This window comes from Nocardia sp. bgisy134 (genome assembly GCF_057708325.1).
The window spans coordinates 540563-564212 of the sequence record NZ_JBYIRW010000002.1; the positions used below are offsets into that span (position 1 = coordinate 540563).

The 23650-nt window shown below is 68.2% G+C and carries 21 protein-coding genes and 1 riboswitch; of the genes, 15 read left to right on the forward strand and 6 right to left on the reverse strand.

Annotated elements, in window-relative coordinates:
- Positions 1 to 118: 118 nt before the first annotated feature.
- From AC3ERS_RS05970 to AC3ERS_RS05990, 5 genes are all read left to right on the forward strand, one after another.
- Positions 119 to 3481 carry an error-prone DNA polymerase gene (locus AC3ERS_RS05970; RefSeq protein WP_431964273.1) on the forward strand — a complete coding sequence of 1121 codons (3363 nt, stop codon included), beginning with the start codon at positions 119 to 121 and terminating at the stop codon, positions 3479 to 3481.
- Between the two features lie 79 nt (positions 3482 to 3560).
- Positions 3561 to 3803, forward strand: a complete 243-nt coding sequence (locus tag AC3ERS_RS05975; protein WP_431964275.1) for a ribbon-helix-helix domain-containing protein — start codon at positions 3561 to 3563, stop codon at positions 3801 to 3803.
- On the forward strand, positions 3800 to 4234 hold the full coding sequence (locus AC3ERS_RS05980) for a type II toxin-antitoxin system VapC family toxin (RefSeq protein ID WP_431964277.1): 435 nt from the start codon (positions 3800 to 3802) through the stop codon (positions 4232 to 4234). The genes AC3ERS_RS05975 and AC3ERS_RS05980 overlap by 4 nt, the downstream gene beginning before the upstream one ends.
- 115 nt (positions 4235 to 4349) lie before the next feature.
- Entirely contained in the window at positions 4350 to 5321 is a 972-nt protein-coding gene (locus AC3ERS_RS05985; RefSeq protein ID WP_431964279.1) for a DUF4349 domain-containing protein, read from the forward strand.
- A complete protein-coding gene (locus AC3ERS_RS05990; protein ID WP_431964281.1) occupies positions 5275 to 5508 on the forward strand; it encodes a DUF167 domain-containing protein in 234 nt (77 codons plus the stop codon). The genes AC3ERS_RS05985 and AC3ERS_RS05990 overlap by 47 nt, the downstream gene beginning before the upstream one ends.
- 19 nt (positions 5509 to 5527) lie before the next feature.
- On the opposite strand, the gene AC3ERS_RS05995 is transcribed toward AC3ERS_RS05990, so the two are convergent.
- Positions 5528 to 5992, reverse strand: a complete 465-nt coding sequence (locus AC3ERS_RS05995) for a tRNA (cytidine(34)-2'-O)-methyltransferase (RefSeq protein ID WP_431964283.1) — start codon at positions 5990 to 5992, stop codon at positions 5528 to 5530.
- A 158-nt stretch (positions 5993 to 6150) separates the two neighbouring features.
- On the opposite strand from AC3ERS_RS05995, the gene AC3ERS_RS06000 reads away from it, so the two are divergent.
- Entirely contained in the window at positions 6151 to 6396 is a 246-nt protein-coding gene (locus tag AC3ERS_RS06000) for a DUF3017 domain-containing protein (RefSeq protein ID WP_431964542.1), read from the forward strand.
- 125 nt (positions 6397 to 6521) lie between these two features.
- Here AC3ERS_RS06000 and metX read toward each other — a convergent pair whose 3' ends face one another.
- The 3 genes from metX to AC3ERS_RS06015 all read right to left on the reverse strand — a co-directional run bounded on the left by metX (position 6522) and on the right by AC3ERS_RS06015 (position 10004).
- Positions 6522 to 7670, reverse strand: a complete 1149-nt coding sequence (gene metX / locus AC3ERS_RS06005; protein WP_431964285.1) for a homoserine O-acetyltransferase MetX — start codon at positions 7668 to 7670, stop codon at positions 6522 to 6524.
- A 2-nt stretch (positions 7671 to 7672) separates the two neighbouring features.
- A complete protein-coding gene (locus AC3ERS_RS06010) occupies positions 7673 to 9001 on the reverse strand; it encodes a bifunctional o-acetylhomoserine/o-acetylserine sulfhydrylase (RefSeq protein ID WP_431964287.1) in 1329 nt (442 codons plus the stop codon).
- Positions 9002 to 9088: 87 nt separating this feature from the next.
- Positions 9089 to 9199, reverse strand: a riboswitch (SAM riboswitch).
- A gap of 52 nt (positions 9200 to 9251) precedes the next feature.
- On the reverse strand, positions 9252 to 10004 hold the full coding sequence (locus tag AC3ERS_RS06015) for a TetR/AcrR family transcriptional regulator (protein ID WP_431964289.1): 753 nt from the start codon (positions 10002 to 10004) through the stop codon (positions 9252 to 9254).
- Between the two features lie 137 nt (positions 10005 to 10141).
- Here AC3ERS_RS06015 and AC3ERS_RS06020 point away from each other — a divergent pair, with 137 nt between their 5' ends.
- Entirely contained in the window at positions 10142 to 11635 is a 1494-nt protein-coding gene (locus AC3ERS_RS06020) for an MFS transporter (RefSeq protein WP_431964291.1), read from the forward strand.
- Between the two features lie 362 nt (positions 11636 to 11997).
- Positions 11998 to 13215, forward strand: a complete 1218-nt coding sequence (locus AC3ERS_RS06025; protein WP_431964293.1) for an NADP-dependent isocitrate dehydrogenase — start codon at positions 11998 to 12000, stop codon at positions 13213 to 13215.
- A gap of 226 nt (positions 13216 to 13441) precedes the next feature.
- On the opposite strand, the gene AC3ERS_RS06030 is transcribed toward AC3ERS_RS06025, so the two are convergent.
- Positions 13442 to 14329, reverse strand: coding sequence for an NAD(P)-dependent oxidoreductase (locus AC3ERS_RS06030; protein ID WP_431964295.1), 888 nt, complete (start codon positions 14327 to 14329; stop codon positions 13442 to 13444).
- A 188-nt stretch (positions 14330 to 14517) separates the two neighbouring features.
- Between AC3ERS_RS06030 and AC3ERS_RS06035 the strand changes: the two genes are divergently transcribed.
- The 3 genes from AC3ERS_RS06035 (at position 14518) to AC3ERS_RS06045 (ending at position 17515) form a co-directional block, all read left to right on the forward strand.
- Positions 14518 to 15513 carry a helix-turn-helix domain-containing protein gene (locus AC3ERS_RS06035; protein WP_431964297.1) on the forward strand — a complete coding sequence of 332 codons (996 nt, stop codon included), beginning with the start codon at positions 14518 to 14520 and terminating at the stop codon, positions 15511 to 15513.
- 113 nt (positions 15514 to 15626) lie between these two features.
- Positions 15627 to 16880 (forward strand): MFS transporter, encoded by a 1254-nt coding sequence (locus AC3ERS_RS06040; protein WP_431964299.1) that lies wholly within the window; start codon positions 15627 to 15629, stop codon positions 16878 to 16880.
- A complete protein-coding gene (locus tag AC3ERS_RS06045; protein WP_431964301.1) occupies positions 16877 to 17515 on the forward strand; it encodes a TetR/AcrR family transcriptional regulator in 639 nt (212 codons plus the stop codon). The genes AC3ERS_RS06040 and AC3ERS_RS06045 overlap by 4 nt, the downstream gene beginning before the upstream one ends.
- Before the next feature lie 191 nt (positions 17516 to 17706).
- Here AC3ERS_RS06045 and AC3ERS_RS06050 read toward each other — a convergent pair whose 3' ends face one another.
- Entirely contained in the window at positions 17707 to 19332 is a 1626-nt protein-coding gene (locus AC3ERS_RS06050) for a hypothetical protein (protein WP_431964303.1), read from the reverse strand.
- 698 nt (positions 19333 to 20030) lie between these two features.
- On the opposite strand from AC3ERS_RS06050, the gene AC3ERS_RS06055 reads away from it, so the two are divergent.
- The 4 genes from AC3ERS_RS06055 to AC3ERS_RS06070 all read left to right on the forward strand — a co-directional run bounded on the left by AC3ERS_RS06055 (position 20031) and on the right by AC3ERS_RS06070 (position 23643).
- Complete coding sequence (locus AC3ERS_RS06055; protein ID WP_431964305.1) at positions 20031 to 21287, forward strand: lipid-transfer protein; 1257 nt, start codon at positions 20031 to 20033, stop codon at positions 21285 to 21287.
- 32 nt (positions 21288 to 21319) lie between these two features.
- On the forward strand, positions 21320 to 21754 hold the full coding sequence (locus AC3ERS_RS06060) for a type II toxin-antitoxin system Rv0910 family toxin (RefSeq protein ID WP_431964307.1): 435 nt from the start codon (positions 21320 to 21322) through the stop codon (positions 21752 to 21754).
- 8 nt (positions 21755 to 21762) lie between these two features.
- Positions 21763 to 22641, forward strand: a complete 879-nt coding sequence (locus AC3ERS_RS06065; protein ID WP_431964309.1) for a MaoC/PaaZ C-terminal domain-containing protein — start codon at positions 21763 to 21765, stop codon at positions 22639 to 22641.
- 120 nt (positions 22642 to 22761) lie between these two features.
- Positions 22762 to 23643, forward strand: coding sequence for an SDR family oxidoreductase (locus tag AC3ERS_RS06070; RefSeq protein ID WP_431964311.1), 882 nt, complete (start codon positions 22762 to 22764; stop codon positions 23641 to 23643).
- The last annotated feature ends 7 nt before the right edge of the window (positions 23644 to 23650 follow it).

Genomic DNA, 23650 nt, shown 5'->3' on the forward strand with positions numbered 1-23650 from the left:
CGGGCGGCGGATCGATGAGGGGTTCGCCGTCCGCCTGTTGCGACTCGGTATCCGTTGAGGATGCCCGCGCGCGTCTCTCTTCTATCGAATGTATGTTCGACTGAGGAGGTGATACGTCATGGGTTGGAGCAACGGGCCCCCGACCTGGGCGGAACTGGAGCGGGTGCTCTCCGGTCGGCCCGGCCGGACCAACCCGGACGCCATGTACCCGGGCGACGGCGGTGACAGCCCGGCGTGGTCGCGCAAGCGCGAGCCGTACGTGGCCGAGCCGATGCGCCCAGACGGCCCGACGGTGCCGTACGCGGAACTGCACGCGCACTCGGCCTACAGCTTCCTCGACGGCGCCTGCCAGCCCGAAGAGTTGGTGGAGGAGGCGGTGCGGCTGGGGCTGGAGGCGATCGCGCTCACCGATCACGACGGCTTCTACGGAACCGTGCGCTTCGCCGAGGCGGCCAAGGAATGGGGGATGACGACCGTCTTCGGCGCGGAACTGTCGCTGGGACCGCCGGACGCGCGTCGGCGCGCGACGGAAGCGGCCACGCACGCCGACGCGCCGGATTCGGCGCCGCGCACGGGCGAGCCGGACCCGGCCGGACCGCACCTGCTCGTGCTGGCCCGCGGCCAGGAGGGTTATCGGCGGCTCTCCCGCGAGATCGCCGCCGCCCACTTGGCCGCGGGGGAGAAGGGCATTCTCCGCTACGACCTCGACGTCCTCACCGCGGCGGCGGGCGGCCACTGGCACATCATGACCGGCTGCCGCAAAGGCCACCTCCGCCGCGCGCTCGCCGAGGACTTGCGCGCGGGCGACACCCGCCTGGTGCGAGCCGAGGCCGCGCTGCGCGAACTCACCGAACGCTTCGGCGTCGAACGGGTGGGCGTGGAACTCACCCACCACGGCGTCCCGGAGGACGACGAGCGCAACGCCCACCTGATCGACCTGGCCGACCGGCTCGGTCTTCCCGTGATCGCCACCACCGGAGCGCATTTCGCCGCGCCCGCGCAACGCCGCCGCGCCATGGCGCTGGCCGCCGTCCGGGCCAGGCGGAGCCTGGACGACATCGCGGGCTGGCTCGCGCCCACCGGCGGCGCGCACCTGCGCTCCGGCGCGGAGATGGCGCGGCTGTTCGCCGCCTGCCCCGACGCGGTGGCCAATGCCGCGGCGCTGGCCCGTGAGTGCGCCTTCGACCTGCGCCTCATCGCGCCCCAGTTGCCGCCCTTCGACGTGCCGGAGGGCCACGACGAGAACACTTGGCTGCGCGAACTCGCGCTCACGGGAGCGGGCCGCCGCTACGGCTCGCCGCGGGAGAACCCGGCGGCCTACCGCCAGATCGAACACGAGCTCGAGGTGATCGAGCAGCTCGGCTTCCCCGGCTACTTCCTGGTGGTGCACGACATCGTCAGTTTCTGCGCCGACAACGACATCCTGTGCCAGGGCCGGGGTTCGGCGGCCAACTCCGCGGTCTGCTTCGCCATCGGCATCACCAATGTCGATCCGGTGGCCAATCAGCTGTTGTTCGAACGCTTCCTCTCGCCGGAACGCGACGGCCCGCCCGATATCGACGTGGACATCGAATCCGATCGCCGGGAGGAGGCGATCCAGCACGTGTACGCCAAGTACGGCCGCGAATACGCCGCCCAGGTGGCCAATGTGATCACCTATCGCGGTAAGTCGGCGGTGCGCGATGCCGCACGCGCGCTGGGCTTCTCGCCCGGGCAGCAGGACGCGTGGAGCAAACAGGTGAGCCGCTGGTCCGGCGTCGCGGCCGAGACCGGCACCGACATCCCCGACGAGGTCCTGCGTTTGGCCGCCGACATCGAGGGGCTGCCGAGGCATCTCGGCATCCACTCCGGCGGCATGGTGATCTGCGACCGTCCCATCGCCGACGTGTGCCCGGTGGAGTGGGCGCGGATGCCAGGCCGCAGCGTATTGCAGTGGGACAAGGACGATTGCGCCGCGGTCGGGCTGGTGAAGTTCGACATGCTCGGGCTCGGCATGCTTTCCGCGCTGCACTACATGATCGATCTGGTGCGCGAGCACAAGGGCGTCGAGGTGGAGCTGCACAAGCTCGACCTGAAGGAAGCCGCCGTCTACGAAATGCTCTCGCGCGCCGACTCGGTCGGCGTCTTCCAGGTGGAGTCGCGGGCGCAGATGGCCACCCTGCCCCGGCTGAAGCCGCGCGATTTCTACGACCTGGTGGTGGAGGTCGCGCTGATCCGGCCCGGTCCCATCCAGGGCGGCTCGGTGCATCCGTACATCCGCCGCCGCAACGAGCGCGAAGAGGTGACCTACGACCATCCGGCGCTGGAGAATTCGCTCGGCCGCACCCTCGGCGTTCCGCTGTTCCAGGAGCAGCTGATGCAGATGGCCGTCGACGTCGCCGGTTTCACCGCCGCCGAGGCCGATCAGCTCCGCCGCGCGATGGGTTCCAAACGCTCACCGGAGCGCATGGAACGGATCAAGGCCCGTCTCTACCAGGGCATGCGGGAGCTGCACGGCATTACCGGCGAGGTCGCCGACCGTATCTACGAGAAGCTCTACGCCTTCGCGAATTTCGGCTTCCCGGAAAGCCATTCGCAGAGTTTCGCCGCGCTGGTGTTCTACTCGGCGTGGTTCAAGCTGCATTATCCCGCCGCGTTCTGCGCCGGATTGCTGCGCGCCCAGCCGATGGGCTTCTATTCCCCGCAATCCCTGGTCGCCGACGCGCGCAGGCACGGTGTCGCGGTGCACGGTCCGGACATCAATGCCAGTCTCGCCGACGCCACCGTGGAGGCGGCGGGCTCCGAGGTCAGGCTCGGGCTGGCCGCGGTTCGTCATCTCGGCACGGAGCCGGCCGAGCGCATCGTCGCTGCCCGCCGCGAAAGCGGTCCGTACACTTCGTTTCTCGATCTGACCGGACGGGTGCCGCTCACCGTCGCCCAGGCCGAATCGCTGGCCACCGCGGGCGCGCTCGGCAGCCTCGGCATCAGCAGGCGCGAGGCGCTGTGGGCGGCGGGCGCCGCGGCGGGGGAGCGCGCGGATCGGCTGCCCGGCACCGGGGCGGCGACCACCGCGCCCGCCCTGCCCGGTATGAGCGAGCTGGAGCTCGCCGCCGCCGACGTGTGGGCCACCGGGATCTCACCGGGCAGCTACCCGACCGAATTCCTGCGTCCCCAGCTCGACGCGCTCGGCGCGATCCCCGCCGCCGGATTGCTCGCCGTCCCCGACGGTTCCCGGGTGCTGGTCGGCGGAGCGGTCACCCACCGCCAGCGACCCGCCACCGCCGCGGGCGTCACCTTCCTCAACCTGGAGGACGAGACCGGCATGGTGAACGTGGTCTGCTCGGTCGGGCTGTGGACCCGCTATCGCCGCTTGGCCCAGGGCGCCACCGCCCTGCTCGTCCGCGGCCGGGTGCAGAACGCGGAGGGCGCGGTCAGCGTTGTCGCGGAACACCTTCAGCGGCTGCATCTGCGGATCGAGGGGAAGTCGCGCGACTTCCGGTGAGCGTGTCAACGCACATCGGCGTCAGCCAGGCGGCGCCGCACGCACCGTGGCGAGTTTTGCGGGTGGTACCCTATATGGCATGATCAAGACGACCGTGTACCTCCCCGAAGATCTGGAGGTCCGGCTCGACGCCGAAGCCGCCGCGACGGGGGTGAGCAAGGCGGAACTCATTCGACGGGGGATCACCATGCTGCTCGACTCATCGGACAGGCCCAAGGATGATCGACCGCTGCCGGTCTTTCGCAGCGGTCGATCGCGCAGTGCGGAAGAGATGGACGACGCGGTCTACGACCACATCAAGTCACGGGCGGCGCGGCGGTGATCATCGTTGCCGATACTTCAGCCCTCTTCGCGGCTTTCGATCAGGATCAGGTGGAGCATGAGCAAGCGCTCCTGGTCATGGAAACCGAGACATTGGTGATTTCACCACTGGTCATGAGCGAACTGGATCACCTCGTCCACCGCGACCTCGGATTCGAGGCGGCGATGCAGGTCACCGATGCTCTGCTGGGACGTCTGATAGACGGGCGCTACAAGCTTGCGGAGTTGAAGCACGTCGATCTCGCGGCCGCGCAGTCGATTCGCGCCAAATACGAGGGTCTCCGGCTCGACTTGGCGGACGCTGTCGGCGTCGCGCTCGCCGATAAGTATCGGACGGATTGCATATTCACGTTGGACCAGCGTGACTTCCGGGCGATCGAGCCGCTGACGCCAGGCGTTGACACCTTCCGAATCCTGCCCGCCGATCTCTGACACTTCGGATCGGGAAGTCGCGCGACTTCCGGTGAGCGTGTCCACGCGCTCGCGGCTCATCAACGCGGGGAACGAGTTCGGTGACCGTACGCACCGTGAGGGTTACGCTGCGATCATGCGGAAGCTTGCTGTGCTGTGCGTCGGTCTGCTCGGGTTGGCGCTGCTCGTCGGCTGCGGCGCCGACAAAAGTGCCGATTCGGGGGGGTCGACGGCAGTGACGGCCGGGCCCGCGCCGGTGTCGCCGCCCGGATTCCGGGAGCAGGCGCCCGCGCCGGGCGAGGGACGCGGACAGGACACCGACACCGTCGACCGCAAGGAGGTCGTCACCGGCAGTATCGAGCTCACGGCGGGCGATCCGATCGTGGCCGCGGCGCGGGTCGCCGACCGGGTGCGCGAGGCGGGCGGCCGGGTGGACAGCCGCACCGAGCAGCCCGGCACCGACGACATCGAGCCCAGCGCCTCGCTGACCGTGCGGGTACCCGCGGACAAGACCGACGCGTTCGTCAACGGTCTCGGCGGAATCGGCACCCTCACCCGGGTGAGCACCAACCGCGAGGACGTCACCATGCAATGGGAGGACCTGGACGCCAGGATCAAGGCGCTGCAAGCCTCGGTCGACCGCCTGCGCGCGCTGATCACCACCGCCGCCACCACCGCCGACCTCATCGCCGCCGAGCAGGCGCTGTCCAGCCGCCAGGGCGAGCTCGACAGCCTCACCGCCCAGAAACGCCTCCTCGACGATCAGGTCGCGCTGTCCACCCTCACCATCGAGATCACCACGACCGCCAAGGATTCCGACGAGGGACCGAGCAACTTCTGGGATGGCGTCGTCGCGGGCTGGAACTCCCTGGTCGACTGGCTGAAGGACGCGATCGTGTTCATCGGCAAGGCGATTCCCTGGCTCGGCTTCCTCGCGATCGTCGGCGGTATCGTCTTCGCCCTCGTCCGCGTCGTGCGTCGCAAGCGCCGGGCCACCCCCGAAACCCCGGCCGCCGCTACCCATTCCGCGCAGCCGGTGACCACTCAGACAGGAGCCCCCGATGCCCCCGACAGTGGTCAGGGCGATCATCAAACCCAACAGCCGTAAAGGCCCGCTCGTGGAAGCCCTCCCCGACGGCACGCTCCAGCTCTACGTCCGCGCGCCCGCGGTCGAAGGCAAGGCCAACAAGGCCGCCATCGAACTCCTGGCCGACCACTACGACGTCCCCAAAACCGCCGTCCGCCTCACAGCGGGCGCCACGTCCCGCCACAAGCGCTTCGAAATCGATACTTAGACGGTGCCGGAGGTACGCCCTAGACCCCGCCAGGGAAACCGAGCTGGCGCCAGGCTTCGTACACGGTGACGGCGGCGCAATTGGAGAGATTCATCGAGCGCCTGCCGGGCAGCATCGGGATGCGCACGTGGGCGGTGACGTGCGGGTCGTCGAGCACGTGGTCGGGGAGACCGGTGGGTTCGGTGCCGAAAAGCAGGACGTCGCCGGGTTGGTAGGCGATGTCGGTGTACCGGGTCGTCGCCTTGGTGGTGAAGGCGTAGACGCGTTCCGGCCGCAACGCCTCCCATGCCGCGGGCAGGCTCTCGTGCACGGTGACCGAGGCCAGATCGTGGTAGTCCAGTCCGGCACGGCGCAGCTTGGACTCCGAGAGATCGAATCCCAGCGGCTCGATCAGGTGCAGCTCACAACCGGTCCCGGCGACCAGGCGGATCGCGTTGCCGGTGTTCGGCGGAATACACGGCTCATGGAACATCAGGCGGAACACGGAATCAGTCAATCAGGCCGGCCGTGGAGGGTTTCGGAGCGGGTGCGGGTGGCAGGGGTTCATCTGCAAGAATCGGTGCCGTGACCGATGTCGACGCGTCCGCCGGACGACACGCAGGCGGTAGCCGTGCCGCGCAGTTCCTGCGCTGTCACCTGCCGATGGTGGCCGTGATGCTGGTCGTGCTGGTCGCGGTGGTGTTCGTGGCCTCGGATCGCTGGCGCCGCGGCGCGTTGTTCTTCGGCGGTGCGACGCTGTTGGCCGCGACCTTCCGTTTGTGCCTGCCGAGCGCGCGGGTGGGGCTGCTCGCGGTGCGCAGCAAACCGTTCGACGTCGGCGCGCTGAGCCTGCTCGGCTCCGCCATCGTCTTCCTGGCGGCCACCATCAACACCCTCGGTGTCGGCTGATCCCTCCGAGCGTTTCGACGCCGTCGCTGGACGGCGCGCGCTGGTTGGGTGGCACCGGCCGAGAAGCACAGCGACGCGCGAAACCGCTGTGTCCCAGCTGGTCTCGTGCGACGGGGAGGCTGTGGCTACCGGTTCTCGCGCGCCAGGCGCATGGTCTCGATGAGCAGTTTGGAAACGGCCGCGGCCTCGGTGAGGAATCCGTCGTGGCCGTCGCGGGAATGCACTACTTCCAGTCGATCGCAGCCGGGCAGCGCGTCGGCCAGTTCCTGCTGGGTGCGCAGCGGGTACAGGCGGTCGGAGTCGACGCCGCCCACCACGCACGGCACCGGCGTCGCGGCCAGCGCCGCTCGGATTCCGCCGCGTCCACGACCGACGTCGTGCCGGTTCATAGCCTCGGTGAGCAGCACGTAGGTGGCGGGATCGAAACGCTTGCAGAGCTTTTCGGCCTGGTGGTCGAGATAGCTCTGCACCGCGTAGCGGCCGCCGCGCCACGGGTCCTCGGAGCCCTGCGCCCGATTCTCGAAGCGGTGGTCGAGTTCGCCCTCGGTGCGGTAGGTCAGGTGCGCGATGCGGCGGGCGATGCCCATGCCGGTCCTCGGCGTGCGGCCAGTGTCGTGATAGTCGCCGCCCTGCCAGTCCGGATCGGCCTTGATGGCCGCGATCTGGGTGGTCTGGGTACCGATCTGGTCCGCGGTGGCGCGGGCGCCGACGGCGAGCACCAGCGCCGCGGCCACCCGCTCGGGCTTGCCGATCATCCACTCCAGCACCCGCATGCCGCCCATCGAGCCGCCGACCACCGCGGCGAGCCGCTCGATGCCGAGCAGATCCAGCAGCGCGGCCTCGGCGGTCACCTGATCGCGGATGGAGATCTCCGGGAAACGCGAGCCCCACGGTTCGCCGTCGGGCGCGGGCGAGGACGGTCCGGTGCTGCCTTTACAGCCGCCGAGCACGTTGGTCGCGATGACACACCATTCGTCGGTGTCCACCGGCGCGCCCGGTCCGACCATGCCCTCCCACCAGCCGGGCTGCGAGTGCACGTCGTCGGGCGTGCCGACGACGTGCGAGTCACCGGTCAGAGCGTGCTCGACGAGCACCACATTGTCCAGGGCGGGGGAGAGTTCGCCCCACCGCTGCACCGCGAGGTGCACGTCCGGGATCACCGTGCCGCTTTCCAGCCGCACGTCCCCGATGGCGATCACGCCCGGCCGACCGTCCGGCGGTGGCAGCAGGTCGACACCGGACGCCGGGCGGGCGGGGCTCTGATCGGTGCTCACGGTCACGTCGTCGCCGCCGTGAATCCGGCGCGCAGATCGGCCAGAATGTCGTCGATTCCCTCGATGCCGACGGCGAGACGGACCAGTCCCGGGGTGACGCCGGAGGCCAGTTGCTGCTCGGGCGTCAGCTGGGAGTGCGTAGTCGAGGCCGGGTGGATCACGAGAGAACGCACATCCCCGATGTTAGCGACGTGGCTGTGCAGGACTAATGCGTCCACGAACTTCTTGCCCGCGTCGACGCCGCCGCGCAGTTCGAAGGAGACGATCGCGCCGGTCCCCTTCGGCGCCAGCCGCTTGGCCCGCTCGTGCCACGGCGAGTCGGGCAGCCCCGCGTAGAAGACGGATTCGACGGCGGGGTGCTCGGCCAGGAATTCGGCGACCGCCTGCGCGTTGGCGACGTGGCGCTCGACGCGCAGGCTGAGCGTCTCGATGCCCTGCGCGATGAGGAAGGCGTTGAACGGCGAGACCGCCGCGCCCAGATCGCGAAGCAGCTGCACGCGGGCCTTCAGCGCGTACGCGGGTGCGCCGAGATCGGCGAAGACCGCGCCGTGGTAGCTGGGGTCCGGGGTGGTGAAGCCGGGGAAGCGGGACTCGCCGTTGTCGTCGCGGACGGTCCAATCGAAGGCGCCACCGTCGACGATCACGCCCGCGACAGCGGTGCCGTGCCCGCCCAGGTACTTCGTGGCCGAATGCACCACGATGTCGGCGCCGTGCGACAGCGGCTGGATCAGGTACGGGGTGGCGACCGTGTTGTCCACGATGAGCGGGATCCCGGCGGCGTGCGCGACCTCGGCGATGCCGGGGATGTCGAACACGGCGCTGCTCGGGTTGGCGATGGTCTCGCCGAAGAACGCCTTGGTGTTGGGCCGGATCGCGGCGCGCCACTGCTCGAGATCGTCCGGGTCCTCGACGAACGAGACCTCGATGCCGAGCTTGGGCAGCGAGTAGCGGAACAGGTTGTAGGTGCCGCCGTAGAGGTGCGGGCTGGACACGATGTGGTCGCCCGCGGCGGCCAGGTTCAGGATCGCGTAGGTCTCGGCGGCCTGCCCTGAGGACAGCAGGAGTGCCGCGACGCCGCCTTCCAGAGCGGCGATGCGCTGCTCGACCACGTCCTGGGTCGGGTTCATGATCCGGGTGTAGATGTTGCCCGGTTCGGCGAGCCCGAACAGCGCGGCCGCGTGGTCGGTGTCGCGGAAGGCGTAGGAGGTGGTCTGGTAGATCGGCAGCGCGCGGGCGCCGGTGCTCTGATCGGGGGCTTGGCCCGCGTGGATCTGCTTGGTCTCGAAGGACCACAGGGCAGGATCGAACTCGGCCGCGACGGGGTCGGTCATGTCATGCTCCACAAGAGTTGTTCGCCGGAACTAACGAGATCGGGAATGCGGTCTATCCACAACAACACAATTTCCGGGAACCTCCTGACAGCGCGCTTGCCCTCGACCGTCGAGGGCCCGGTCATCACCCGGAGCACCCCACCGCTGCTGGAGGGTTGCCGTCCAGCGAGCCGGGGCTTGGCGCTGGCACTCATGACCTGACGGACATGGTAGCTGGCGGGCGGTCAATGACCGAAATTCGTAGCCGATCTCACTTCGCCGATTCGGCAGGCGGTTCGGTGCAGACCCGCATGAACTCCGCGTACGCGTCGAGCAAGGTCTCCTTCGACGCACGCACCGCGGTGGCCGGATCGCCGTCCATGATCAGCGCATCGTGCGCGTCCATCGCCAAATGGCACAGCATCTGCCAGGTGGAGACGATCAGCCGGACGGAAAGCGCCCCCTGCGTGGTGTCGAGGCGCTCGGCCAGCACGGCGGTGATGGCGTCGGATTTGTTGTCGGCGAACTCCAGCGCGCGGCTGTTGACCGAAGGGCAGTCGCGCGCGATCCGCTGCATCTGCTGAAACCTGCGGAACGAGACCGGCGAGTTCTCGGTGGCAGCGTCATCGATCACCCGCAGGTAGGCATTGCACAGCGCGCGCAGTTCGTTGCCGCCACACGGCTCTTCTCGCAACTTGTCGGCAACCATTTCGCCGAAGTCGAGGACGGGCGCGAGGACGATGTCCTCCTTCGTCTCGAAGTAGCGGTTCACGGTGCGTGGCGAGACGTCGGCCGCGTTGGCGATCTGCTCGACCGTTGTCGCGTCGAAGCCCTGGGCCTCGCAGAGCTCCAGCGCGATGCTCGTGATCCGCATCCTGGTCTGCTGCTTCTTGCGCTCGCGCAGGCCGATCGGGCGTTCTCGCATCGCGGTATCGCCGCATCCTCGGTTCGCAGGCGCGGCGTTGTCCCCGGTCACGGCGGGATTGCCGACCGTGTCCGGACTCGGCGTCGGTGATTCGAGCATCTCCCCACTGTAACGCAGATCCCACATCAACTGTCCTATCCAGGCAAATGTCTGACTGCGACATTTTTCTATTGACGCCAAATGTCGGCCGATGACAGGATTGCTGCCACGCCACTTCGGACGATTGAGGAGACAAAGTGAGCGAGACTTCGACAGCCGTGCACGTGCCGGAGGGCCGGCGCGACTCGGCCCGCTGGCTGGCATTGGGGGTGATCGGTCTGGCCCAGCTGATGGTGGTCCTCGACGCGACCATCGTGACGATCGCGCTGCCATTCGCGCAACGTGACCTGGGCATCAGCGAGGGCGACAAGCAATGGGCCCTCACCGCGTACACACTGATCTTCGGCGGACTGCTGCTGCTCGGCGGCCGTCTGGCCGACTTTCTCGGCCGCCGCCTGATCTTCATGGTCGGCCTGGTCGGCTTCGCCGCCGCGTCGGCGCTCGCGGGTCTGGCGCAGAACGGCGCTCAGCTCTTCGCGGGCCGGGGACTTCAGGGCGCCTTCGCCGCACTGCTCGCACCCGCGGCGCTCGCGCTGGTCTCGGTGACCTTCACCGAGGCGAAGGAACGGGCCCGGGCCTTCGCGGTGTTCGCGGGCATCTCCGCGGGCGGCGCGGCCATCGGGCTGATCGCGGGCGGCGCGCTCACCGAATACGCGTCCTGGCGGTGGACCCTGCTGGTCAACACCCCGATCGCGATCATCGCGCTGGTCGGCGCGCTCGCGTTCGTGATCAAGGACGTGCCCGTCGCCCGGACCGGCGGCTACGACGTGCCCGGCGCCGTCACCGTGACGGCAGGCCTGATCGCCATCGTGTACGGCTTCAGCCGCGCCGCCGAGCACGGCTGGACCTCGGGCGGCACCCTCGGGCTGCTCGCGGCCGGGCTCGCGCTGCTGATCGCGTTCGTCGTGATCGAGCGTCGTTCCTCGAATCCGCTGTTGCCGCTGCGCATTCCCGGGGAGACCAACCGCGGCGGCGCGCTGCTCGCCGCGTTGCTCATCCCCATCGCGATGTTCGCGATGTTCCTGTTCCTGAGCTTCTACTTCCAGGTCACGCTCGGCTACTCGCCGCTGAAGGCCGGTGTCGCGTTCCTGCCGTTCCCCGCGGGCATCGCGATCTCAGCGGGCGTCACCAGCGCGTTGCTGCCGAAGCTCGGGCCGCGGCCGCTGATGGTGGTGGGCGCCGCGCTCGGCGTGGTCGGGCTGATCTGGCTCGCGCAGCTGAGCTACGGCGACAGCTATGCCGCGGGCGTGCTGCCCGCCCAGCTGCTGATCGCGCTCGGCATGGGTCCGCTGTTCGTCGGGATGCAGGCGGTCGCGCTGCACCGGGTGGACGAGGCCGACGCCGGTGTCGCGAGCGCGTTGCTCAACGCGGCCCAGCAGGTCGGCGGCGCGGTCGGCACCGCGCTGCTCACCACGATCTCGGTGCAGGCGGCGAAGGATTACTTCGCCGACAACCCGACCGTCAGCGACCTGGCCGCCCGCGCCGCCATCCACAGCTACGACGTCGCGTTCTACGTCGGTGCGGGTTTCTTCCTCGCCGCGATCCCGGTGATCGCGCTGATGATCAAGGCCGGACCGGAGCACTTCGCCGAGGACGCGGAGGAGGGCGCTCGGATTCCGATCGCGGTCTGATTCGGACCGGGCATAGCCCGCGCATCGGATCCTCGCAGATCCGGTGCGCGGGCGGTGTCGCCTCCGGCGGTCGTCCAGTTCCCGCCCAGGTCGGAGTGGTCGATCGCCCCGGGATGACATTATGGAGAAAGTGGTTGGGGTCACAGGGGGGCTACTCGTCGGTAACTCGGCGCGTCGTCCGCACAGTGGGCCCTCCCCGCACGGTGAGATCGTCGGCAGCAGTACGCTTGTCTTGCTTGCACCACACGTCCCGCAAACAACGCGGTACATATACGTTGTCTGTTGAACAGCTGGGGTCCGCTCACAAGCGTCTTCGCCTGGCCGTGCAATAAGGGCACCATCCTAGGAGGACACGAAGATCCATGTCCAAGATCAAGGTTGAAGGCGCCGTCGTCGAACTCGACGGTGATGAGATGACCCGGATCATCTGGCAGTTCATCAAGGACAAGCTGATCCACCCGTACCTCGACGTGAACCTCGAGTACTACGACCTGGGCATCGAATACCGGGACAAGACAGACGACCAGGTCACCATCGACGCGGCCAACGCCATCAAGAAGCACGGCGTCGGCGTGAAGTGTGCCACGATCACGCCGGACGAGGCCCGCGTCGAGGAGTTCGGCCTCAAGAAGATGTGGCGCTCGCCCAACGGCACCATTCGCAACATTCTCGGCGGCACCATCTTCCGCGCGCCGATCATCATCTCCAATGTTCCGCGACTGGTTCCCGGCTGGACCAAGCCGATCATCATCGGCCGCCACGCCTTCGGCGACCAGTACCGCGCCACCGACTTCAAGGTCTTCGAGGCGGGCACCGTCACCCTCACCTTCACCCCCGAGGACGGCAGCGAGCCGATCGTGCACGAGGTCGTGAAGATGCCGGAGGACGGCGGCGTCATCATGGGCATGTACAACTTCAAGAAGTCCATCGAAGACTTCGCGCGGGCGTCGTTCAACTACGGCCTGCAGCAGAACTACCCGGTGTACATGTCGACGAAGAACACCATCCTGAAGGCCTACGACGGCATGTTCAAGGACACCTTCCAGGAGGTCTTCGACGCCGAGTTCAAGAGCCAGTTCGATGCGGCGGGCCTGACCTACGAGCACCGTCTCATCGACGACATGGTCGCCTCCTCCATGAAGTGGGAGGGCGGCTACGTCTGGGCCTGCAAGAACTACGACGGCGACGTGCAGTCCGACACCGTGGCCCAGGGCTTCGGTTCGCTGGGTCTGATGACCTCGGTGCTGCTCACCCCGGACGGCCAGACCTGTGAGGCCGAGGCCGCGCACGGCACCGTCACCCGGCACTACCGCCAGCACCAGCAGGGCAAGCCGACCTCGACCAACCCGATCGCGTCGATCTTCGCCTGGACCCGCGGGCTCGAGCACCGCGGCAAGCTGGACAACACCCCCGAGGTGATCGGCTTCGCGCAGACCCTCGAGGACGTCGTCATCAAGACCGTCGAGGGCGGCCAGATGACCAAGGACCTCGCGCTGCTCGTCGGCGGCGACCAGGGTTACCTGACCACCGAGGAGTTCCTCGGCGCGCTCGACGCGAATCTGGCTCGCGCGCTGCGCTGAGTCCACACCGGGGGCCGGGCGTGATCCGTCCGACCCCGACCGGCGCTGGGACTTCCCAGCGCCGGGGGTTGAACCGGGCACCCGCCCACCTCGCGGTGAACGGGTGCCCGACGTGTATCCGGGAACGCCGCGGCGGATCCCGATGACGCCGGTGCGGCCGTCGCGTGCGGCACGCCGTGTGTGTCGGTCGAGTGCCGATGCGCCGCGGTCCATTCGCGCGGCGTGCTCAGCTCCCGGAAGACGCCGGTGTGTCGACCAGTCCGGCGAATGCCCTGGTGAAGCTGGCCGTTCCGTGCCCGCGTTCGACCTCGGCGTCGAACAGGCGCTGCAATGGATCGAGCAGATCCGTTGCCACGCCTTGGTTTCGGCTGGTGGTGCGGATGTCGACGAGCCCGGTTGCGTTGACCGCGAGATCGGAGAAGTTCACCGGGAACTCCCGCGAGTCGATCTCGGCGGCCAGCGTCGGCAGCATGTCGAGCAGCGCGCGCAACCAGGGCACCAGGAACGTATCGGTGAAGTCCACCGCGGAGACCTGCTCGGTGTGCACCATCGCCGTCGCCTGGAAGAACCCGCCGAACAGGCCGTACATCCCGCCGAGCACCGCCATGTCGTGCAGCGCCGCGAGGCCCGCGTCGGTCCCCACGTACCTCGTCGCGCCCAGTTCCCTGACGACGTCCGCGAATTCGGCCTCGGCGTCGGCCGCGCCGCTGTAGACGAGCAGCGTATCGGGTGTGCCCACTGTCTGCGGGACGCCGAAGATGCCGCCGTCCAGCAAGCGCGCGCCGTGCTCGGCGAGCCGGTCGGCCAGCTCGCGCGCGGTGTCGGGCCTGCCGGTGGCGACGTTCAGTACCGTGCGTCCGTTCAGCGCCGAGCCCAGCGGGGCCAGTTGGTCTCCGGCGGCCGCGGTGTCGGCGAGCACGGTGACGATCAGTTCGCCCGCCGCGACCGCGTCCGCGACGTTGTCGGCGCGCCGTGCGCCCAGCTCGTCGAGGTGAATCGCCTTGCCCGGCGTGCGATTCCACACCGTGGTCGGGTGCCCGTTGCGCAGGAAGACCTCGGCGATCGCCGTGCCCATCCGTCCGAGACCCAGCACGGTGACCGATGCCTTGCTCATGATTCCTCCGTCGTGTCGTTCTGTCGGGTGGGCGCCCGCCGACCAGTCTTCGCGCTCGGGTCGCCGAGACGTGAGTGGCAGAACTGACGCCGATCGAACTATTCCTGCCATACTCGAGGAATGAGCGAGCGAATCATGTGCCAGCGCGCAGAGCGAACGCCGAAGCCGAGCGTCAGCGGGGCGCGGGCATGAGTGGTCGAACCGTCGCCATGGCCATCGCTCCCGGCGCGCTGCACCCGTGGGATCTGTACGAATTGGGTGTCGTCGCCTCGATTTTCGGCACGCCGCAGCCGGATCTGGCGGAGCCCTGGTACGAGCTGAAGGTCTGCTCGGTGACACCGCAGCCGGAGACCCAGCCGATCGGTTTCGGCGCCTTCCTGCGCGCCGAGCGCGGTCTCGACGACCTGCTCACCGCCGACACCGTGATCGTTCCTTCGGTGGCCAACGAGTGCGTCACCGCTGAACGCGAACTGCCACCCGAATTGCTCGACGCGCTGGCGGCCGCGCATCGCGGGGGCGCGCGCATGGTCGGGCTCTGCGACGGCACCTTCGCGCTGGCGGCCGCGGGGCTGGTGGACGGGCGGCGCGTGGCCGCGCACTGGGTGCACGCGGAGATGCTGGCGAAGCGCTTCCCTGCCATCGAGGTCGACGACTCGGTGCTCTACGTCGACGACGGCGATGTGCTCACCAGCGCGGGCATGACCGCGGCGGTCGACCTGTGCCTGCACCTGGTGCGGCGCGATCTGGGCGCCGAGGTGGCCAACCAGCTGGCGCGCCGGATGGTCATCCCGCCGCACCGGTCCGGCGGTCAGGCCCAGTACGTGGACCGGACGGTGCCCGCGCACCCGGCGGACGACCTGGGCGTGGTGCTCCAGTGGGCGGCCGAACACCTCGACGAGCCGTTGACCGTGGACACGTTGGCGGCCAGAGCCAATATGAGCCCGCGCACCTTCCATCGCCGCCTGCACCGCTCCACCGGAGCCACTCCGATGCAGTGGTTGCTGAATCAGCGACTCGCGCATGCCCAATCGCTGCTGGAGACCACCGACTTCAACATCGAGCGGATCAGCCGCCTGTCCGGCCTGGGGACCGCGACCAACCTGCGCAGGCATTTCGCGTCCGTGATCGGCGTGACGCCCGCCGGGTACCGGAGGACCTTCGCGCGCCGGGAGTCGATCGGCTGACCTGTCCCACTTGCTGGAATATCGAGTGAGCTGGGCGAATACGGCGGCAGGCGGTGGTCTAACTCACGTCGGATCGGGGAGCGATCCGGCTCGCGCGCCGGTTACATGAAGACGTGACGAGCCAGGTAGCCACCCATCAGCCCGACCCGCCCGAGAAGGCGCGGACCGATTGGCATGTCCCCGCGATGCTGGCACTGGCTCTGGGCGGCTTCGGCATCGGCACGACCGAGTTCGTCACCATGGGATTGCTGCCTGATATCGCGCAGGCTATGAACGTCTCCGAGCCGATCGCCGGTCACGCGGTGTCGGCCTATGCGCTCGGTGTGGTGATCGGCGCGCCTGTACTGGCCGCGCTCTGCGCGCGGGTTCCGCGCAAGCGCCTGCTCATCGCCTTGATGATCGCGTTCACCGTGGGCAACGCGGCCACCGTGGTTGCGCCGAACTTCCAGACCTTGGTCGCCGCGCGCTTCGTCTCGGGTCTGCCGCACGGCGCCTATTTCGGCGTCGCCTCGCTGGCCGCCGCCACGCTCGCGCCGGCAGGCCGGCGCGCCAAAGCCATTGCCGCGGTTATGCTGGGGTTGAGCGCCGCCAATGTCGTCGGCGTTCCCACAGCCACCTGGCTCGGCCAGCATCTCGGCTGGCGGGACGCCTTCGTGGTGGTCGCCCTGATCGGCATCACCACGGTCGCGGCGCTCGTGCGATTCGTGCCGGAACTCACCGGCATCAAAACCACCAACCCGATGACCGAACTCGGCGCGCTGCGTCGTTCGCAGGTATTGCTGACCTTGGCGGTCGGGGCCATCGGCTTCGGCGGCATGTTCGCCGTCTACACCTACATCACCACCACCCTCACCGATGTGGCGGGCATGTCGCTCGGCCTGGTGCCGGTGGTGCTGATGCTGTTCGGTCTCGGCATGGTGGCGGGCAATATCGTGGGCGGCGTGCTCGCCGATCGCGGCGTCGATCGCGCGATCTTGCTCGCGCTGGTCGCCATGTCCGTGGTGCTGGCGGGTTTCGTCGCCGCGGCGCAGCACCCGGTCACCGCCGGGCTCGGCGCGTTTCTGGTCGGCGCGACCGGCGCGGCGCTCGCCCCCGCTTTGCAGACCCGCCTGATGGACGTCGCCGCCGACGCCCAAACCCTCGCCGCCGCACTCAATCACGCGGCCTTGAACATCGCCAATGCCGCGGGCGCTTGGCTCGGCGGCCTCGTCATCGCCGCGGGCCTCGGCTACACCGCTCCCGCCGCCGCCGGCGCGGGCCTCGCGGTGGGCGGTACGCTGCTGTTCGCCGTCACCGTGTGGATCGCCCGGCGCACCGAACCGCCAGAACATACAGATCTGTATGTAAGTGTAGAATCGTCGGAATGACCAGGACCGCCGCCGACAAGCCGCAGCGCCGAACCCAGGAGCAGCGCAGCAGCGAGATGCGCGTCCGGCTGCTCGACGCCACCATCGACTGCCTGGTCGAATACGGCTACGCGGGCACAACGACGCCGCGGGTCGCCGAGCGCGCGGGGGTCACGCGCGGGGCGCAGGTGCACCACTTCGGGTCCAAGAACGATCTCGTCGTCGCCGCGATCAGTCACCTGGCTCAGCGCCGCGCGGAGACCGCGATGCGGGAGATGGCCAAGGTCGAGAGCGGCGCCGATCCGGTCGCCGCGGCGCTGGACTTCCTGTGGGAGCTGCACCAGGGCCCGCTGTTCATCGCGACCGTCGAGCTGTGGGTGGCCGGCCGGACCGATCCGGTGCTGGCCTCGGCCATGGAGAAGGTCGAGCCGTTCGTCAACAACGCGGTGCTGATGGCCGTGGCCCGCTTCGTCCCGGACGAGATGCGCCGCAAGGACGCTCGCGATTTCGTCTACACCGCGATGGACGCCCTGCGCGGCATCCTCATCTCGAACTTCATCGAGCCCGACACCGACCGGGCTCGTCGGCGCTGGGTCCGCGCGTCGGCGAATCTGCGCGCCGCAGCGGTGGCGAGTCTCGTTCCGCGATTGCAGTGATGCGACGCGCGCCGACGCTGAATCACGCTGGCGCCGAAGCTCGCCGATGCCGGAGCTGCCCTGTCACTGTCTCCATCTCTGAGGCTCCGCAGGCTGCCTCCGGCAAGGCGTCATGTTTCACCGATGCCGACGCCGAAGCGCGCCGCGCCGAAGTGCCCCGATGCATCGGTCATGTTGTCGTCAAGTCCGTCTCATCTGATTCGGCGGATTTCTGAATGCCGCGGGTCGACGGAGGAGGCGGGGGTTGTCATCGCGGGCGCTCGGTATGCGGCGGCGGCTTCTTGCAGCTCGTTCAGGACGATGCGGCCGGGGTAGTAGCGGTGCGGGTATCGGTTTCGGTAGTAGCAGCGCCAGTAGCTGGCGACGCGTTGGCTGGTGAGGTGGAGGAAGTCGGGGTTGGCGGCGGCGAACCGTCCGTAAGCCTCGTGCTGGGCGGTGTCGACTGTGACGACATCGGTGAGTCCCCGCTTGATGTCGATGACAATGTCGACCACGTATTCACCGACGAGCTTGATGACGAAGGGAACGATCCACGGATCGGTGGCGCCGATGATCTGGTTGAGGTGGTGCTGGCGGACGTAGCCGTCGCTGTGGCGGCTGTAGAGGCAGTGCAGGATCTTGGTCTGCGTCGCAGACAGTTGGGCTGTGGTGTCGTCCGATGGAGCGGGGGTGCACAGGCGGTAAGGGATGGCGAGGTGCTCACCTTCGACAAGGACGTTGAAACCCCGAGAGAGCACCGGATATCGCGCTGGCGGCAGGCCCTGCGCGACGACGCGTACGTCATCGGCGAGGGCTGCGGGGAATGCTGCGAGAAGGACGAGTTCGAGTGCGGTGTTCAGATGGTTTATCGGGTGCGGCGAGATTGTAGGCCGGTCTGCACGAGGGGCTGGTCCGGCAGGCCAGCGTGACAGTCGGCCGGTGAAGGCCCGTGCGTCATGGACAGCGGAGGTTGGGTTGAAACCGAATTCGCCCCACTGCGGCTCGGTGAGCTCGGACCGGATCATGTCGGACCAGTCGGCGCGGGCCATCAGCGCCGAGTAATCGGCGGCCAGAGCGGCGACCTTGTCCGAGGTCCAATCCAGTTCCGGGGGCGAATCATTCAGCAATTCCGTGATGGTTCGCACGCTACGGATGCGTGGGAGGGTCGGAGCAGCGGCGGTGAGTAATTCGCAGTAGCGAACCAGCACTGGTAGCGCATCGGGGTAGTTCCGGATATCCGTGGTCGGTTCACCGACGATCAATGCGTCCAGGATGTCGGCAGCGCCGTCCAGTAGTTCGTCATCGACGGAGGACTCGAGCAGAGCGTCGCGGAGATCGCCTGTGGTGGCCGCGATGTGGGCGAGGTATGCGGTCATCACGTTGTTACGGAAGCCGGTCCGCAACAACCAAGCTTTGATCTCGGGATCTCGGGATCCCGTCAAACGCTGTACGGCGTGGACACGTCCCCATCCGTCGACCCGGCGAGCAAGCTGAAATACCGCACGATCACGATCGGGTTGGGAATTGGCCAGTGCGACAGCCGCGTAGAGCGTGAGTTCGCCCAACCCGCCCAGTAGTAGCAGCAACTCCCGATCCCGTTCGTCGCCGACCACGCCCAACATGACGATGCCGAGGGCCACCGCATTGCGGCGAGTGCCGCGTTCTGTCAGCTGCCGTGCTACCGACCGCACATCCTCGACGGGCAAGTCGATCGAGCGCAGCTCACGAACCAGGTCATCAGCCAGATCGAATGCGCGGCAATCAGCGAGTTGGTCGTGCAATACCTCGATCGCCGCACCACCGGGTGCCTCAACGATCTCTGCGATCGCCGTGACCACCGCAGCGGCAGAAGATGAATTGATTGGAGCCTTGAAGTATTGGCTCTCTACACCGACGAGGACAGTCGATTTCGGGAATTCGCATTCGTTGGGTAGGCCGTCCGGAAGCGGACTACCCCCGGCACTCCACGGCCCTGGACCGTGCAAGGCGCTGAGACCGACCGCATAAGCAAGAAGAGTGGTCTGATCATCGGAAACCAGCCACTCCCCGGGCGTCACCGGCAGGGGCGCGCGGCGCCCTTCCCACAAGAGAAGATCACGGCCACACCGTATCGGACTGTCATTCCGCCTGCAAGATTCGCGCTGCCCTCGTCACGGGCGTCCGCACCTGAGCATCCTCGCGGGTTCGAGTGAGAACTCGCCACGGTTGCGGCAGATCGCGTGAGAAACGACAGATCAGGTGAGAACTGACACCACGCGCTCGCCTGTGGGGTTGCCGAGTCGCGGGCAGTGGGGCGCATCCGGTTGACATGTCAGCGGCAGATGGCGCAGATACACAACTAGTTGTATGTCCGTCAACGCTCGATTGACCTGCCCATTCGCCATCTGGAACCACGAGTATCGGATAACCCTTGCGGTCTTACATACAGCTTTGTATGTTTGTTTCAGCTCGATCCGGTCGGATCGGACGCTGATGTCCGTCGCCCGCGCCACCGGTGCATCGCCACGGCGCGCGCAGGCCCGAAGTGAGGAGTTCGATGGCGAACAACGCCCACCCGTCGCCCGACCACCACCCCCCATCGACTCGCTTCGCGAGCAGGGTTTATGTCGTCGGCGTCGGCATGACGAAATTCGAGAAGCCGGGCCGTCGCAAGAACGAGGACGGCACCGACTGGGACTACCCGGACATGGCCCGCGAGTCGGGCACCAAGGCCCTCGCCGACGCGGGCATCGATTACCGCGAGGTCCAGCAGGCCTACGTCGGCTACGTCTACGGCGAATCCACCTCCGGCCAGCGCGCGGTCTACGAACTGGGCATGACCGGTATCCCCGTGATCAACGTCAACAACAACTGCTCGACCGGGTCGACCGCGCTGTACCTCGCGGCGCAGGCGATCCGCGGCGGGCTCGCCGACTGCACGCTGGCGCTCGGCTTCGAGAAGATGCAGCCCGGCTCGCTCGGTTCCACCTGGGACGATCGCGAGCAGCCGATGGCCAAGCACGTCATGGCGCTGGCCGAGATCTCCGAGGTGCTCTTCCCGGTGGCGCCGTGGATGTTCGGCGCGGCGGGCCGCGAGCACATGAAGGAGTACGGCACCACCGCCGAGCACTTCGCCAAGATCGGCTACAAGAACCACAAGCACTCGGTGAACAACCCGTACTCCCAGTTCCAGGACGAGTACACCCTCGACGACATCCTCGGCGCGCGGATGATCTACGACCCGCTCACCAAGCTCCAGTGCTCGCCGACCTCCGACGGTTCCGGCGCGGTCGTCCTGGCGAGCGAGGACTTCGTGAACTCGCACGATCTCGCCGGGCAGGCCGTCGAGATCGTCGGCCAGGCCATGACCACCGACTTCGCCTCCACCTTCGACGGCACCGCGAAGAACCTGATCGGCTACGACATGAATGTCCAAGCCGCACAGCAGGTCTACCGGCAGGCGGGCCTCGGTCCCGAGGACTTCCAGGTCATCGAGCTGCACGACTGCTTCTCGGCCAACGAGCTGCTGCTCTATGAGGCGCTCGGCCTCTGCGGCCCCGGCGAGGCGGGCGCGCTGATCGACGCCAACCAGACCACCTACGGCGGCAAGTGGGTCGTCAACCCCTCGGGTGGCCTCATCTCCAAGGGACACCCACTGGGCGCCACCGGCCTGGCGCAGTGCTCCGAGCTCACCTGGCAGCTGCGCGGCACAGCCGACAAACGCCAGGTCGAGGGCGTCACCGCCGCGCTACAGCACAACATCGGCCTCGGCGGTGCCGCGGTCGTGACCGCCTACCGGCGCGCCGACCGCTGACCGGCGAAAACCCTTACCCGACAGGAGCAATCATGGGACACATCGAAGCCACCAAGGACGTCAACGCCACTCCCGAGGCGCTGTGGGCGGTCGTCTCCGACCCGCAGACCTGGGACAAGTGGTTCACCATCCACGAGCGCTTCATGGAGGAACCGCCCACCGTCTTGGCCGAGGGGTCCAAGCTGGTGGCGAAGATCGTCATGCTCGGCATGGCCAACAAGCTGGAGTGGACCATCAAGGCGGTCGAGGCCCCGAACAAGCTGACCCTCGGCGGCACCGGAATGGCCGGGGTGAAGACCGAATTCACCTTCGACATCCAGCCCAAGGGCGCGGGCAGCACCATCCTGGTGTCCGGTGACTTCGAGGGCGCGCTGATCAAGGGCGCGCTCGGCAAGGCGGTCGAGAAGGACGGCATCAAGCAGCTGGACAAGTCGCTCGAGCAGCTCGACGCGCTGGCCTCGGCGTAGGTGTCGCGATGACAGCGGAAACCACCGCGTCCCGCGTCATCGAATTCGACGACGCGGGACTGGAAACCTGGTGCGACGAGGAACGTTTCTCGGTGACCGCCAAGCGGATCGCCGAATACGCCGCGGCGACCAACGATCCCATCGCGGCGCACCGCGCGGGCGAGGTCGCCTCGCCGGTGTTCGGCATCGTCCCGGTCTTCGAGGCCATGATGATGCCGGTGATCGATGTGGCGCCGATGGACATCTTCGGCCGGGTCGTGCACGGCGAGCAGGACTTCCACTTCCACCGCGCCATCCGGCCGGGCGACGAGCTGGTCACCCGGGCCAAGGCGGTCGGCTACGCGAGCAAGTCCAACGGCAGCACGATCACCATTCTCGTCGAATGCCGTGACGTGGACGGGGAACTGGTCAACGAGCAGTATCTGACCGCGTTCTTCCGGAACATCGACGCGGGCAAGACCGTCGGGCAGGCCGCGCCCGCGCACAAGTTCGACGAGTCGTTGCGCGGCACCGAGCCGTTCGCCGTCGTGGCTCAGCACGTCGACCACGACCAGACCTTCCGCTACGCACCGGCTTCCGGCGATCCGGTGCCGCTGCATCTGGACGAGCAGGTCGCCAAGGACGCCGGGCTGCCCGGCATCATCGCGCACGGTCTGTGCACCATGGCGTTCGCGTCGTGGGCGGTGCTCACCGAGGCCGCGGGCTCGGACGTGCACCGGCTGCGCCGCTTCGCGGTGCGCTTCGCCAAGATGGTCTTCCCCGGCGACGACCTGGAGACCCGGATCTGGAAGGTGGGCGCCGCCGACGGCGTCACCACCTACGGCTTCGAGACGGTGCGCGGCACGGACGTCGTGTTGAGCGACGGCCTCGCCGAGATCGCCGACTGAGCCGAGCGGCCCGCGGCTCGGACCGCCGCGGGCCGCTCTTTCGTTCGGCGCGAGCCGACACCCCATTCATCACACCTCGCCCTGTCCGGCGGGCGAGACCACAGCACAGGAGACGCACAGATGGGCGCATTGGAAGGAAAGGTCGCCGTCATCACCGGCGCGGGCCGGGGGATCGGCCGCGAGCACGCGCTGCTGTTCGCGAGCGAGGGCGCGCGCGTCGTCGTCAACGACCTCGGCGGCAGCAACGCGGGCGAGGGGACCGATTCCGGCCCGGCCCAGCAGGTGGTCGAGGAGATCGTCGCGGCGGGCGGCAAGGCGGTCGCCAACACCGATGACATCGCCTCCTGGGAGGGCGCGCGCAACCTGGTCCAGCAGGCGGTGTCGGAGCTGGGCGGACTGGACATCGTGGTCAACAACGCGGGCATCCTGCGCGACGCGTTCGTCGCGGGCATGGACGAAGCCCAGTGGGACGCCGTGATCGCGGTGCACCTGAAGGGTCACGCCGCGGTGCTGCACCACGCGGCGGCGTACTGGAAAGAGCAGAGCAAGGCGGGCAACCAGCCCAACGCGGCCGTGGTCAACACCGCGTCCGCGTCGGGCACCACCGTCCCGAACGCGGGCCAGGCCAACTACGGCGCAGCCAAGGCGGGCATCGCCGCGCTGACCCTTGTCGCCGCCGACGAACTCGCCCGCTACGGCGTGCGGGTGAACGCGATCGCGCCGATCGCGCGGACCCGGCTCACCCTCGCCACCCCCGGCATGGGCGAGATGATGGCGGCCGAGGCCGAGGCCGCCGAGGAAGCGGGCGGATTCGATGCCTTCAGCCCCGCCAATATCTCCCCGTTGGTCGCATACTTGGCTTCGGACAAGTGCCCGATCACCGGCAAGGTGTTCGCGGTGCAGGGCGGCGCCATCTCCGAGCTGGCGGGCTGGCACGACGTGAAGACGATCGAGACCGAGGGCCCCTGGCTCGTCGACGACATCGCCGCTCGGCTGCCCTGAGGCTGGG

Coding starts and splice junctions, on each gene's coding strand:
- AC3ERS_RS05990 (WP_431964281.1), top strand. CDS start 5,275: ATGCCCCCGACAGTGGTCAGGGCGATCATCAAACCCAACAGCCGTAAA.
- AC3ERS_RS05985 (WP_431964279.1), top strand. CDS start 4,350: ATGCGGAAGCTTGCTGTGCTGTGCGTCGGTCTGCTCGGGTTGGCGCTG.
- AC3ERS_RS06070 (WP_431964311.1), top strand. CDS start 22,762: ATGGGCGCATTGGAAGGAAAGGTCGCCGTCATCACCGGCGCGGGCCGG.
- AC3ERS_RS06060 (WP_431964307.1), top strand. CDS start 21,320: ATGGGACACATCGAAGCCACCAAGGACGTCAACGCCACTCCCGAGGCG.
- AC3ERS_RS06010 (WP_431964287.1), bottom strand. CDS start 9,001: ATGACCGACCCCGTCGCGGCCGAGTTCGATCCTGCCCTGTGGTCCTTC.
- AC3ERS_RS06055 (WP_431964305.1), top strand. CDS start 20,031: ATGGCGAACAACGCCCACCCGTCGCCCGACCACCACCCCCCATCGACT.
- AC3ERS_RS05970 (WP_431964273.1), top strand. CDS start 119: ATGGGTTGGAGCAACGGGCCCCCGACCTGGGCGGAACTGGAGCGGGTG.
- AC3ERS_RS06015 (WP_431964289.1), bottom strand. CDS start 10,004: ATGCTCGAATCACCGACGCCGAGTCCGGACACGGTCGGCAATCCCGCC.
- AC3ERS_RS06030 (WP_431964295.1), bottom strand. CDS start 14,329: ATGAGCAAGGCATCGGTCACCGTGCTGGGTCTCGGACGGATGGGCACG.
- AC3ERS_RS06045 (WP_431964301.1), top strand. CDS start 16,877: ATGACCAGGACCGCCGCCGACAAGCCGCAGCGCCGAACCCAGGAGCAG.
- AC3ERS_RS05975 (WP_431964275.1), top strand. CDS start 3,561: ATGATCAAGACGACCGTGTACCTCCCCGAAGATCTGGAGGTCCGGCTC.
- AC3ERS_RS06025 (WP_431964293.1), top strand. CDS start 11,998: ATGTCCAAGATCAAGGTTGAAGGCGCCGTCGTCGAACTCGACGGTGAT.
- AC3ERS_RS06065 (WP_431964309.1), top strand. CDS start 21,763: ATGACAGCGGAAACCACCGCGTCCCGCGTCATCGAATTCGACGACGCG.
- AC3ERS_RS06035 (WP_431964297.1), top strand. CDS start 14,518: ATGAGTGGTCGAACCGTCGCCATGGCCATCGCTCCCGGCGCGCTGCAC.
- AC3ERS_RS06000 (WP_431964542.1), top strand. CDS start 6,151: ATGGTGGCCGTGATGCTGGTCGTGCTGGTCGCGGTGGTGTTCGTGGCC.